The following is an 11,641-nucleotide window of genomic DNA, read 5'->3' as shown; positions in this document are numbered from 1 at the left end:
TCTTGATGAAAGTCTTTTTGTAATTTTTATTGCTTCAATTGTATTTTACAACTAAAAGATTCAAACAAGAAATTAATACCCATCATTATTAGCACCAGCGATACGGTTCCTGCCATTATCCATTGCCATGACTCTGCATCACCGTGCTTTAAGAAACCGCTTTCAACTAGGGCAGATAATCCAAACCCAAGCGCTCCCATTCCTAAACCACCGAAGATCCAGTAGCGACGTCTTAATTGTTGATCAGTATACTTCTTCTTACTCATGATTCACCTTTTTTTAATAATGACAATAGCTATTTAATTCTAATCAGGAACTAAATTAAACTATCATATTTTTACCCCAATTAAAAAGCGCCCTTGCAGGCACTTAAGTAAATAAGTATGATAAAATGGCTTATCCTAGATAAGACTTCAAGATTTTACTGCGGCTGTTCTGGCGCAGTCTCTTGATACATTGATAATATGATCAAAAGCACTCGTATGAGTAAATTCAGAAATTTGAATTCATAATTCATTAATTTATTAGCTCAGAATAAATTTCTTATTTGATCTCAATTATATTGTTATTACTAATTGCGGGCACATCGCTAAGAGACTCGCTCCAATTTATATTCTGAAATTCATCAGTCAAAAGTTCAATGGCTTTTTTTCTGTCATTTGAAATTTCAATTAGCGCTCCATTATCATTTCCATCTTCATAGAATTTGTAATCACCTACGTAGGTAGGCTTGCCTGACTTGACTTCGTAGTTTATTGAAAATTCACTTGAAGTGAAATTTACGGATCCTGCGGCATTAAGTAAAGATTTTTCTAATTGATAAAATTCGTAATTGCCAGGTGAAACTTCAAATGCAAATGAATAGATATATTCATCGGTTGTTTCTTTCTCTGCACTGAATTTTACATATTGTGTAAATGGATTTTTCTGTACGTTTTTGACATATATATTCTGTTTATATTTTTTATCATCTTCCGCACCTTTCAATCGATAAAATAAGCTGAAGTTTTCCATTTTAGATTTTGTCTTTGGAAAAGTAATCGTTCCGAAAAAAATACCTTTTGTACTTGAACTGTCAAATGATTTAGAAATTGACTTCGTTGATGTGCAGCCAGCTAAAAAAAAGAAGGTAAATAATATTATAATCCAATTCTTCATTATGAATCTCTTGTTTAGGTTCAAATATAAGTTTGCGACATTAATTAAAAGATCTTGGCCAATAAAAAAGCGCCCTTGCAGGCGCTTCAGTAAAAAAAAATATGATAAAATGGCTTATCCTAGATAAGACTTCAAGATTTTGCTGCGGCTGTTCTGGCGCAGTCTCTTGATTCCTTTTTCCTTGATCTGGCGCACGCGCTCACGGGTCAAGTCAAAAGTTTCACCTATTTCTTCCAGACTCATAGGCTGCTGGTTCCCGATACCGAAGTATAGCGAAATAACATCTGCCTCTTTTTGAGAAAGTGTCTCTAGGGCACGTGTAATCTCTAGTGTAAGGGATTCATGCAATAGATCCTTGTCAGGATTAGGTGACTCTCCACTACGTACAACGTCATAGAGGTTAGAAGTCTCACCTTCTTTAAGCGGCGCATCCATGGATACGTGACGCCCGGCATTTTTAAGCGATTGTTTCACGTCGCTCACCGTCATGTCTAGCTCAGTGGCTAGTTCTTCTGGCGATGGTGGACGCTCGTGCAATTGCTCAAGGTGTGAAAAAGCCTTGTTGATTTTGTTAATCGAACCAATTTTATTCAATGGAAGACGCACGATACGGGACTGCTCTGCTAGTGCCTGTAAGATCGACTGGCGTATCCACCATACCGCGTACGATATGAATTTGAAACCGCGAGTTTCATCAAACCTTTTGGCAGCCTTTACAAGACCTGCATTTCCTTCATTAATAAGATCGGGTAATTTAAGCCCTTGATTTTGATACTGTTTTGCAACAGAAACCACAAAACGTAAGTTTGCGGTAGTCAATCTCTCAAGTGCTCTCTGATCACCTTTTTTAATACGCTGTGCAAGTTCCACTTCTTCCTCTGCAGTGATCAGGTCGATCTTAGAGATGTCTTGTAGGTACTTGTCCAGGGATTTAGACTCACGGTTAGTGACCTGCTTGGTGATTTTGAGTTGTCTCATTAAAATAAAAAGATTAAAAAATTAGGCGACTGTCAGCTCTTGACAATCAAATTATTAATAGCAATAATCATACCAAAGCCGAATATTCTGACACTTATTCAGACCAGCAATGGCGCGACTTTCAATACTTTTCCATTAGTCGGCAGACCAGGTTTCTTGTTACAGTGCTGGTCGTTTTTATCGCTTTCGCGAAAGCGGATTTTCACGTCACCACTAGTACTATCACGTTGTCGTTAGTGGTGAAAAAAATAATGAGAACACGGCATCTTTGTCTTAAAGCCGAAGCCTTTGTAGCTTTATATGCTTATTTTGTATTCATGAAAAATCTATCGAGCCTTCTTTTCATTCTTTTGGTCTGTCAGGTAGGACTGTCACAAAAAGGTGTGAGCGAGACAGGATTGTGGAGCCAGTATTTCTATAGCTTACCTGTTGGGAACAAGTGGAAGGTAGCTGGAGATTTTCAGTATCGCACCTATGAGTTGAGTAGTGATTTCCAGCAATTTATTGCTAGGGCAGCAGTGGTCTATACACCCGCCATAGGTACGGTAGAGCTGCACGCTGGTTATGGATATTTCTACGGCGAGCCCTTTGGCGACAAGGATGGCAGTACTTCCGAGCATCGTTTGCATCAGGATGTCTGGTTGGATACCAACGCTGGCAAAACGGTGAGTATACGGCATCGCTTTAGGTTTGAAGAGCGGTTTATAGAGGATCAGGATTTCCGTAGCAGGGCGCGTTATACGATTTTTGTAAACATCCATTTTTATAAGGATGAACAGCAATCCAAATTCTATTTGCCGTTTTGGAACGAGGTTTTTATTAATGGCGAGACTCAATTGCGCAACTCTACCGTGAATAGGTTTGATCGCAATTGGAGTTTTGGCGGTGTAGGATATAGGATCTCACAAGATCTGCGCGCACAAGCTGGTTATATGCGTGAGATTACCAGCAATACTTCAAAAGGTCAATTAGTACTCTCTGTATTTCAGTCGTTTTAAGTACTTATCCGTGTATTGACGACAGTCGGCTTTCGCTGGATACTAGTGAAGCCAAAACTATGTATGGTTAGGCTAAGTCAGCTTCCATTTATAGTCGGTATGCACTTTTTTCAAAATCAAGAAAAAAGGAATCCACCAGATGAAGTCATTGGTTACCAGCGTATAGATAAATTCAAAGGGAACTTTTCCCTGCGCATAATTAAAGACAAATCCCAACGGCCCAAAAATCTTACCCAACATACCAACGGCAACTATAGGCCAGTGACGCATGGGATCATAGCTCGCCCACCAGTAGCCTAGACCATAAACACCTATTACCATTCCCATTCCTTGCCATACCATAGGCTGATTTAACGGCTCCATGCCTACCAGTTCCCAAAACATTTGTGGAAATAATACGACCCAAGCACCCCAAAGAATATTGTAGATCGCAGCAAGTTGTAGTGTAAGTTTCATGAATATAATTTAGGTTTTGGTCAGATTTCAAGAAAGAGCTTTCAAAATTCTAAATAAATAACTTATTGAAACCCTGAAAATTCTATTTTGAGATTTGATAAAAAATAGAACATAAAAAAACCAAAGCCTTGACTTTGGTTTTAAAAAAATTTAAAATTAAGGACCTTTTATAGGCGAAATCCCAAACCGACTTGAATATAATTAAAATTAAGCTTAACGTCTTCACCAAAAAATAAATCATCTTCAAAGCGATTGTTTAATCCAAACACATATCGTCCATCAATGAAAAGTTTATCTGTGAGGTCAAAAGAAAGTCCTGCACCAAAACCTACACCAAATTTTCTAAGACCCTCTGATTCTTCATCAAGTAAATATTCAAATTGAGGTCCCGCTTGTAATGCAAGCTTAGGTGTGGCAAGGTATTCAAACATTACTGGTAGTGCAAGAGTGCTTGAAGACTCACCTTCAGAAAACGACAAGATCGCTTGTAATTCTGGCTGTATATTAAAATTTTCACTCAGACCAAACTCCCCATAAACTCCAATGTAGAATCCAGATAAATCTGAGTTTGCAGATACGTTTTCGTCTGATACACTTAAACTAAGACTATTGAAGCCTGCTTTGATACCGTTATTTGACGTTTGAGCTTGAGCGAAAATTGTGCTAAAAATTACCACTCCAATAAATAAAATTTGTTTTACCATTTTTGATTGATTTAATAATTACGATGATTCGAAGATATATTAAAGTGTAAAATTATGATTAGTATTTTTTGAATAATCTTATTGATAAATACAACTCACTAAATAATATTTAATAAAACTATTATTGTCCATACTACAACTCTCCACCAATTGGTCTTAGTTAATTGATCACAAAGTGGTACATCAAACTTTTGAGCGACCAGTTTCTCATGCTGTGGTTTGTAAAATAGTGCTGTAGACAACCACATACTGCCTACCAGTAAAAAATCAACGATATGTAAGAATTCAAACCCTGAATCGTAAAGCAGGTATCCAGAAAGGATTAGTTGTCCCAACATCAATGGCAGGACAATAAACGTAATATTCCTCATGTAGATGTGGTGCCAGCGGTCAAATCCTTCTTTTCCAAAATGGCAAAAACTGGGATAGATCACTAGCTGCACCATCCAGATGAGTACGACCAGACCTACATCAGTACACAGTTTCAATAATTCCCAAAGGGTCAGCCCCATAGCTCGATTTTAGGTGTAAGATTATTCATGGCGTTATGGATTTAAGAGATTCATCGAGATTGGAAATGAGCACGCTTTCGCGAAAGCGAAATCCCCAACTAACAAATAACTAGTACCACTTTATAGCCCGTCAAAAATAAATTAAACTTGCAGTCGTTTAGTTATAGCAATCTACAACTCTTAATGCGTCACCATTACCTCGTTTTACTTACACTACTATTTACCGGCGCGATCTGTTATGGGCAAATAGGTGGTGAGGCGACATATCAATTTCTCAATCTGGTCTCAGGAACAAAACAGGCAGCTTTAGGCGGTCGTGTACTTACTGCTGTAGGTTATGACCCTACAACAGCGATCTACAATCCAGCGACCATCAACCCTAAGATGGATAATCAGTTGCAGGTGAATTATGTCAATTACTTGGGTGATGTCAACTACGGTACGGCAAGCTACGCCTACACTTGGGATCGTCGGGTACAAACCTTTCATGCCGGTGTGACCTATTTGAATTATGGAAAATTTGATGGGTACGACGAGCAGGGAAATTCTACAGGAGAATTTAGCGGTAATGAGGTAGCGGTTTCTTTGGGTTATGCCTACAATATACCATGGTCAGACTTTTATGTGGGTGTCAATGCAAAACTGATTAGTTCACAGCTGGAAAACTTTACCTCGCTAGGTGGTGCGGTTGATCTAGGTTTGCTGTATTATGATGAAGACAAGGCTATACGCGGTGCGTTGGTCATACGCAATCTGGGTACTCAATTCACGGCATATAATGAGGTGTATGAAAATTTACCATTAGAGATTGCAGCAGGTTTTTCAAATACCATGCGCATGTTGCCTTTACGTTTACATGTGACTTTGGAAAATTTACAACAATGGGACATTGCTTTTTCAAACAGTGCCAACGCGCAGCGAGATCTGGATGGAAATGTGATTGAGGACGATCCAGGTTTTTTTAATAATGCATTGCGTCACACGGTTCTAGGTGTAGAGATCTTCCCAGAATCTGATTTCCAGTTGCGATTGGGTTATAGTTTCCGTAGGGCAGAAGAGTTGCGCATCCAGGACACCAGAGCCTTCTCTGGTTTAAGCGCTGGATTCTCACTCAAGATCAGGAAATTGCGTTTTAGCTATGCACACTCTCGTTATAGTCTTGCCTCGCACACCAGTTTTATAGGTGTAAATGTTAACTTGCAATAATATGCAACGTAAAATCACCATTGCCATTGATGGGCATTCCAGCACTGGGAAAAGCACTGCCGCAAAGCAACTTGCGCAAGAATTGGGTTATCTATATGTAGATACAGGAGCGATGTATCGAGCGGTTTCTTTTTTCGCTTTAAGCGAAAACTTAATCCACAACGGCATCTTGGACAAATCAAAGCTGGAGCAAAGACTTCACGAGATCACCATTACGTTTGAACGCCATCCAGAAAACGGAAATAACGAGGTCTGTCTCAATGGTCGCAATATTGAAAAGGAAATAAGAACCCTTGAGGTAAGCAGTGTCGTGAGCAAGATCGCAGAAGTTTCTGCCGTGCGTTCCAAACTTGTGGAACAGCAACAAAAAATGGGTGCCGAAAAAGGCGTCGTCATGGATGGTCGCGATATAGGCACGGTAGTTTTCCCAGATGCGGAATTAAAAGTGTTCATGACCGCAGCCGCTGATGAGCGCGCCAAAAGACGTTATGAAGAACTCAAAAAACGCGGTGATCATGTAAAGTATGAAGACGTTCTCAACAATGTCATAGAACGTGACCAGATAGATTCCAATCGTGAGGACAGTCCATTAGTTCAAGCTGCTGATGCACGATTGCTCGATACCAGTCATATGGATCGTGACGAGCAATTTGACACCTTGTTGCATTGGGCCAGAGAGGAACTCAAAAGACTGCAGGCCTAGACTTTAAACTTAAATTACTCCAACTCATTATCATCTGCATCATTAGGTAAAATCTCTGGCAACTTGCCGGGACGTTTTGCAGGAAAGAATTCATGGATGCTATCGTCTCCTAAATATTTGAAGCGCAGCACATCTCTATTGTTGGCGATAATTTCATAATGTAGGGAATCTCCATTGCGTATGAGGTGCAGGAACGTGACGCCTTCTTCAGCATAGTTTTTACCGTTGTAGTCTTGATTGACCACGTAGTCATAATAGTCATCGATGCTGTCCTGTTCAGACCTGTAGAACATATTGATCTGGTCTTTCTGGATCTCCATGCCGGCATCTGGATCCAGGTCATTGAGATAAGTGTCTTGTTTTAAAACCTCCATCATCTTTACACGTTCTACCGTATCCACTTTTTTAAATTGTTCTGGATGGTTACGTGGATCATCGATCACAACGGGCTTTTCATTACAGGATGCCAGCAGCAACACGCCACAAAAGGCAACTAGAATATTCTTGAACATATTATGGTTTGATTTGGTTTTCATAAATCTTGATCCATTCCCCAACAGAAATCTTGCCACAAAGATCAGCAATTAGGTCTAATGGGATGTCATCCATTTTTTTGTTGATTATGATCATAAAGGATCCGCTTTCGCGAAAGCGAACTCAAAATCAACCACTAGGGTCTCAAAAACTTTGTAGATTTTTAAATTAATTTGTACTTTTGCAAGCCCAAAACGAGAACACGGAAACCGTTTGGGAATCAAAACTTTATAAAAATCTTCTAGGGAAGTTTCTATAAGTTTCCGGCAGACCTTAGAATACAAATTTTAATCAGCAAACAAAACATGGCTGAAGAAACAACAAAACAAGAACTTGAAGCGGCACAAGATGGTGTGGCAGAAACTCAGGTTCAAGAACAAGTAGAAGCGGCGACTCCTGTCGAGGCTCCTAAAAAACAACAAGATCCTCAAGAATTTTTGGACACTTTTGACTGGGAACGTTACAGTGAAGGTATCGAGAAAGTAGATGAGGACCAACTTAAGGCTTTTGAAAAGCTGGTTGCCGAAAACTTTGTGGATACCATCGACTCTGATGTTATTGAAGGTGAGGTAATCAAGATGACAGATCGTGATGCGATCATTGACATCAATGCAAAATCTGAAGGTGTTATTTCCCTTAACGAGTTCCGTTACAACCCTAACCTAAAAGTAGGTGACAAGGTTGAGGTTCTTGTAGACGTGCGTGAAGATGCGACTGGACAATTGATCCTTTCTCACCGTAAAGCTCGTTTGATCAAAGCATGGGAGCGTGTGAACAATGCACACGATACTGGCGAGATCGTTAATGGGTATGTAAAATGTCGTACTAAAGGTGGTATGATCGTAGACGTATTTGGTATCGAGGCGTTCCTTCCAGGATCACAAATCGATGTGAAGCCTATCCGCGACTATGATGCATACGTTGATAAAACAATGGAATTCAAGGTGGTGAAAATCAACCACGAGTTCAAAAACGTTGTTGTATCGCACAAAGCACTTATTGAGGCAGATATTGAAGAGCAGAAAAAAGAAATCATCTCTCGTCTAGAGAAAGGACAAGTACTGGAAGGTGTTGTGAAAAACATCACTTCTTACGGTGTGTTTGTAGATCTAGGTGGTGTAGATGGACTAGTTCACATTACAGACCTTTCATGGTCACGTATCAACCACCCTAATGAGGTAGTAGATCTTGATCAAACACTTAACGTGGTAATCCTTGACTTTGATGAAGATAAGTCACGCATCCAGTTAGGTCTTAAGCAATTGGAGCCACACCCATGGGAAGCTCTTTCTGACAAGATCAAGCCAGGTGATAAAGTAAAAGGTAAAGTAGTAGTTATTGCAGACTACGGTGCATTTGTTGAGGTAGAAGAAGGAGTTGAAGGACTCGTTCACGTATCTGAAATGTCATGGTCAACACACTTAAGAAGTGCTGGTGACTTTGTAAAAGTAGGAGACATTATCGAGGCAGAAGTTCTTACCGTAGATAGAGAAGATCGTAAGATGTCTCTAGGTATGAAGCAACTTTCTCAAGACCCATGGACAGACATTACTTCTAAGTATCCAGTTGGATCACGTCACACAGGTATCGTTAGAAACTTTACCAACTTTGGTGTATTCGTAGAATTGGAAGAAGGAGTTGATGGATTGATCTACATCTCTGACCTTTCTTGGACTAAGAAAATCAAGCACCCATCAGAATTCTGTTCAGTTGGTGACAAGTTAGACGTAGTAGTTCTTGAACTAGATGTTAACGGTCGCAAACTATCTCTAGGTCATAAGCAGACTAAAGATAACCCATGGGATAAGTACGAGGCTGAATTTGGTCTAGGTACTAAGCATGAGGTTGAAATCACTGAAATGGTTGATAAAGGCGCTGTAGTTAAATTCAACGACGATATCACCGTATTCATCCCAACCCGTCACCTTGAAAAAGAAGATGGAACTAAGTTAGGAAAAGGTGAGAAGGCAGAAATCGAGATCATCGAGTTCAACAAAGAATTCAAGCGTGTAGTAGGATCCCATATGGTAATCCATAAGGAAGAAGAGGCTAAAATCGTTAAGCAGGCAGCTAAGCAGCAACAAGAAGCTGATAAGCCAACGCTGGGTGACGCTAACTCTAAGCTACAAGCATTGAAAGACAGAATGGAAGGTAAAGCCCCAAAGGAAGAGCCTAAAAAGAAGTCTAAAAAAGCAGCTAAAGAAGAAGAATAAACTTCAACTTTTATAAACTAGGAATCCCTTGTCATTTAGTTGACAAGGGATTTTTTTATGCAGTAAAACAATAGGTTGATTAGGGCGTTACCGTCCTGATATGATCAGGACGGTCGGGCTTTACATTACAATCTTTTTAAATATAAGAACGCTGCGCTCTCTTCTATTTAAAAAGGATTTTCATTTCAATCCCTAACGCAAAACAGGATTTAAGTTTATTAATTTATCAAATTCTTTATGCTTTATTCTTTTATCAAAACACATATAAACCAGATCCAGTTTGTTCAAATCAACTGGCAAAATTGCCAATCTCCATAAACCATTCATTGTTCAAATACTTTATATTTGTGGTCATTCAAAGATTTAATGAGCCAGAAACTTCTTCTCAACGCCGTAGAGATCGATATCATTTTGAATCGGCTAGCGTGTCAGCTTATTGAAAACCATGGAGATTTTAAAAATACCGCTTTAATAGGCGTACAGCCTAGAGGTACCTTTCTACTTTACAGGCTTAAAAAATTACTGGTAGAGAACTATCAAATTCACAATTTGCGCACTGGATTGTTAGATATTACATTTTATAGAGATGACTTTCGTCGTGGTGAAGAACCACTTAAAGCCAACTCTACCGAGATTGATTTTGTGGTAGAAAACATGAACGTTGTTATAGTTGACGATGTGTTATATACTGGGCGCAGTATTAGAGCGGCCCTAACAGCATTACAGTCTTTTGGTAGACCTAAGGCTATTGAATTGCTTACCCTTATCGATAGACGCTTTTCACGCCATTTGCCCATACAACCAGATTATAACGGTAGACAAGTGGATGCCATTGGCAACCAAAAGGTAAAAGTAATGTGGAAGGAAAACGCAGATGAAGATGCGGTATACCTACTTAAAACTAACGACCAATGAGTCAATTGAGTGTCGACCATCTATTGGGAATCAAATACCTCACGACAGAGGATATCCAATTGATTCATAAAACAGCAGATCAATTTAAGGAAGTCATCAATAGGCCTATTAAGAAAGTACCATCCTTACGGGACATTACTATTGCAAACCTATTCTTTGAAAACTCAACGAGAACAAAGCTTTCCTTTGAGTTGGCGGAAAAGCGCCTTAGTGCAGACGTAATCAACTTTAGTGCAGCTCAAAGTTCTGTCAAGAAGGGCGAAACGCTCATTGACACGGTCAACAATATTCTGGCCATGAAAGTGGATATAGTCGTCATGCGTCACCCCAATCCTGGTGCTGGTGTTTTTCTTTCCAAACACGTCAACGCTAGAATCGTGAATGCCGGTGATGGTGCACATGAGCATCCTACTCAAGCTTTATTGGATAGTTATTCCATAAGAGAAAAGTTAGGTTCCCTTGACGGTAAGAAAGTAGTCATCGTTGGTGATATTCTACACAGCCGCGTGGCGTTGTCTAATATCTATTGTTTGAAAAAACTAGGTGCTGAGGTGATGGTCTGCGGTCCAGCAACATTGATCCCGAGACATATTCAAGATCTAGGAGTCAAGGTTGAACTCAATCTTAAAAAAGCTTTGGAATGGTGTGATGTAGCTAATATGCTACGAGTACAAAATGAGCGTATGGATATCTCATATTTTCCCAGTGTACGAGAATATGTGCAGCAGTACGGTGTTACTAGAGAAATTTTGGACAGTCTGGATAAGGAAATTGTAATCATGCATCCAGGACCTATCAATCGCGGTGTAGAGATTACCAGTGAAGTAGCAGACTCTAGCCAAGCCATTATATTAAATCAAGTAGAAAATGGGGTTGCGATCCGCATGGCGGTTCTTTATTTGATCGCCTCAAAAATTCAGCACAATGACCAGTAAAGTAACCGATAAGTATACCCTATTGAAGGATGATCACGATGACGTTTGTGATTTTGCCAATTTCCTTACACGCATTCACGATAAGTTCATAGATGTCAATCTAGTGATTGATATTTCCAAATACGATGAGATGAGCCTTCAGGATTTGCTGTGCTTCTTGACATTGAGTAATACTCATAGAGCTGAAAAAAAATCTTTGGTTATTATCAATAGTGCCATTCCATCAGGAGATATTCCAGATGAAATCATTGTGGTGCCAACACTACAAGAAGCTGAAGACATTATTGAGATGGAAGAAATAGAACGCGATCTAGGATTTTAATAGTCAC

The 11,641-nt window shown here is 39.5% G+C and carries 14 protein-coding genes; 7 read left to right on the top strand and 7 right to left on the bottom strand.

Annotated features, from left to right (window positions below; genetic code table 11):
* Window positions 1-26 precede the first annotated feature (26 nt).
* The 3 genes from AAU57_RS11510 to AAU57_RS11500 all read right to left on the bottom strand — a co-directional run bounded on the left by AAU57_RS11510 (window position 27) and on the right by AAU57_RS11500 (window position 2,136).
* Window positions 27-266, bottom strand: a complete 240-nt coding sequence (locus AAU57_RS11510) for a hypothetical protein (RefSeq protein ID WP_055413049.1) — start codon at window positions 264-266, stop codon at window positions 27-29.
* Window positions 267-543: 277 nt separating this feature from the next.
* Window positions 544-1,158, bottom strand: a complete 615-nt coding sequence (locus AAU57_RS11505) for a hypothetical protein (protein ID WP_156340130.1) — start codon at window positions 1,156-1,158, stop codon at window positions 544-546.
* A 114-nt stretch (window positions 1,159-1,272) separates the two neighbouring features.
* The gene (locus tag AAU57_RS11500) at window positions 1,273-2,136 is read right to left on the bottom strand and encodes an RNA polymerase sigma factor RpoD/SigA (protein WP_041497103.1); all 864 of its coding nucleotides are present in this window, start codon (window positions 2,134-2,136) and stop codon (window positions 1,273-1,275) included.
* 317 nt (window positions 2,137-2,453) lie between these two features.
* On the opposite strand from AAU57_RS11500, the gene AAU57_RS11495 reads away from it, so the two are divergent.
* A complete protein-coding gene (locus AAU57_RS11495; RefSeq protein WP_055413047.1) occupies window positions 2,454-3,134 on the top strand; it encodes a DUF2490 domain-containing protein in 681 nt (226 codons plus the stop codon).
* A gap of 72 nt (window positions 3,135-3,206) precedes the next feature.
* Here the strand turns inward: AAU57_RS11495 and AAU57_RS11490 are convergent, their stop codons facing one another.
* The 3 genes from AAU57_RS11490 to AAU57_RS11480 form a co-directional block, all read right to left on the bottom strand.
* Window positions 3,207-3,590 carry a hypothetical protein gene (locus tag AAU57_RS11490; protein WP_055413046.1) on the bottom strand — a complete coding sequence of 128 codons (384 nt, stop codon included), beginning with the start codon at window positions 3,588-3,590 and terminating at the stop codon, window positions 3,207-3,209.
* A gap of 167 nt (window positions 3,591-3,757) precedes the next feature.
* Window positions 3,758-4,294, bottom strand: a complete 537-nt coding sequence (locus AAU57_RS11485) for a porin family protein (RefSeq protein ID WP_055413045.1) — start codon at window positions 4,292-4,294, stop codon at window positions 3,758-3,760.
* 98 nt (window positions 4,295-4,392) lie between these two features.
* Window positions 4,393-4,806, bottom strand: coding sequence for a hypothetical protein (locus AAU57_RS11480; protein WP_055413044.1), 414 nt, complete (start codon window positions 4,804-4,806; stop codon window positions 4,393-4,395).
* A gap of 183 nt (window positions 4,807-4,989) precedes the next feature.
* Between AAU57_RS11480 and porQ the strand changes: the two genes are divergently transcribed.
* Both porQ and cmk read left to right on the top strand, forming a co-directional pair.
* Window positions 4,990-6,012 (top strand): type IX secretion system protein PorQ, encoded by a 1,023-nt coding sequence (gene porQ, locus AAU57_RS11475; RefSeq protein ID WP_055413043.1) that lies wholly within the window; start codon window positions 4,990-4,992, stop codon window positions 6,010-6,012.
* Window position 6,013: 1 nt separating this feature from the next.
* Window positions 6,014-6,715 (top strand): (d)CMP kinase, encoded by a 702-nt coding sequence (gene cmk / locus AAU57_RS11470; protein ID WP_055413042.1) that lies wholly within the window; start codon window positions 6,014-6,016, stop codon window positions 6,713-6,715.
* A 14-nt stretch (window positions 6,716-6,729) separates the two neighbouring features.
* Here cmk and AAU57_RS11465 read toward each other — a convergent pair whose 3' ends face one another.
* Window positions 6,730-7,227, bottom strand: a complete 498-nt coding sequence (locus AAU57_RS11465; protein ID WP_055413041.1) for a hypothetical protein — start codon at window positions 7,225-7,227, stop codon at window positions 6,730-6,732.
* A 327-nt stretch (window positions 7,228-7,554) separates the two neighbouring features.
* Between AAU57_RS11465 and rpsA the strand changes: the two genes are divergently transcribed.
* The 4 genes from rpsA (at window position 7,555) to AAU57_RS11440 (ending at window position 11,634) form a co-directional block, all read left to right on the top strand.
* A complete protein-coding gene (gene rpsA / locus AAU57_RS11455; protein ID WP_197275408.1) occupies window positions 7,555-9,462 on the top strand; it encodes a 30S ribosomal protein S1 in 1,908 nt (635 codons plus the stop codon).
* A gap of 366 nt (window positions 9,463-9,828) precedes the next feature.
* The gene (pyrR, locus tag AAU57_RS11450) at window positions 9,829-10,377 is read left to right on the top strand and encodes a bifunctional pyr operon transcriptional regulator/uracil phosphoribosyltransferase PyrR (RefSeq protein WP_055413039.1); all 549 of its coding nucleotides are present in this window, start codon (window positions 9,829-9,831) and stop codon (window positions 10,375-10,377) included.
* The gene (locus AAU57_RS11445; RefSeq protein WP_055413038.1) at window positions 10,374-11,312 is read left to right on the top strand and encodes an aspartate carbamoyltransferase catalytic subunit; all 939 of its coding nucleotides are present in this window, start codon (window positions 10,374-10,376) and stop codon (window positions 11,310-11,312) included. Before pyrR ends, AAU57_RS11445 begins: the two co-directional genes overlap by 4 nt.
* A complete protein-coding gene (locus tag AAU57_RS11440; RefSeq protein ID WP_055413037.1) occupies window positions 11,302-11,634 on the top strand; it encodes a hypothetical protein in 333 nt (110 codons plus the stop codon). Before AAU57_RS11445 ends, AAU57_RS11440 begins: the two co-directional genes overlap by 11 nt.
* The last annotated feature ends 7 nt before the right edge of the window (window positions 11,635-11,641 follow it).

This window comes from Nonlabens sp. YIK11 (assembly GCF_001413925.1).
Lineage (GTDB): Bacteria > Bacteroidota > Bacteroidia > Flavobacteriales > Flavobacteriaceae > Nonlabens.
This window is presented reverse-complemented; position numbering and strand designations above follow the sequence as displayed.

What these genes read in the sequence shown, in the direction of transcription:
- AAU57_RS11465 (WP_055413041.1), bottom strand. Translation starts at nt 7,227, where the DNA reads ATGTTCAAGAATATTCTAGTTGCCTTTTGTGGCGTGTTGCTGCTGGCA.
- AAU57_RS11480 (WP_055413044.1), bottom strand. Translation starts at nt 4,806, where the DNA reads ATGGGGCTGACCCTTTGGGAATTATTGAAACTGTGTACTGATGTAGGT.
- AAU57_RS11505 (WP_156340130.1), bottom strand. Translation starts at nt 1,158, where the DNA reads ATGAAGAATTGGATTATAATATTATTTACCTTCTTTTTTTTAGCTGGC.
- cmk (WP_055413042.1), top strand. Translation starts at nt 6,014, where the DNA reads ATGCAACGTAAAATCACCATTGCCATTGATGGGCATTCCAGCACTGGG.
- pyrR (WP_055413039.1), top strand. Translation starts at nt 9,829, where the DNA reads ATGAGCCAGAAACTTCTTCTCAACGCCGTAGAGATCGATATCATTTTG.
- AAU57_RS11500 (WP_041497103.1), bottom strand. Translation starts at nt 2,136, where the DNA reads ATGAGACAACTCAAAATCACCAAGCAGGTCACTAACCGTGAGTCTAAA.
- AAU57_RS11440 (WP_055413037.1), top strand. Translation starts at nt 11,302, where the DNA reads ATGACCAGTAAAGTAACCGATAAGTATACCCTATTGAAGGATGATCAC.
- AAU57_RS11445 (WP_055413038.1), top strand. Translation starts at nt 10,374, where the DNA reads ATGAGTCAATTGAGTGTCGACCATCTATTGGGAATCAAATACCTCACG.
- porQ (WP_055413043.1), top strand. Translation starts at nt 4,990, where the DNA reads ATGCGTCACCATTACCTCGTTTTACTTACACTACTATTTACCGGCGCG.
- rpsA (WP_197275408.1), top strand. Translation starts at nt 7,555, where the DNA reads ATGGCTGAAGAAACAACAAAACAAGAACTTGAAGCGGCACAAGATGGT.
- AAU57_RS11490 (WP_055413046.1), bottom strand. Translation starts at nt 3,590, where the DNA reads ATGAAACTTACACTACAACTTGCTGCGATCTACAATATTCTTTGGGGT.
- AAU57_RS11510 (WP_055413049.1), bottom strand. Translation starts at nt 266, where the DNA reads ATGAGTAAGAAGAAGTATACTGATCAACAATTAAGACGTCGCTACTGG.
- AAU57_RS11495 (WP_055413047.1), top strand. Translation starts at nt 2,454, where the DNA reads ATGAAAAATCTATCGAGCCTTCTTTTCATTCTTTTGGTCTGTCAGGTA.
- AAU57_RS11485 (WP_055413045.1), bottom strand. Translation starts at nt 4,294, where the DNA reads ATGGTAAAACAAATTTTATTTATTGGAGTGGTAATTTTTAGCACAATT.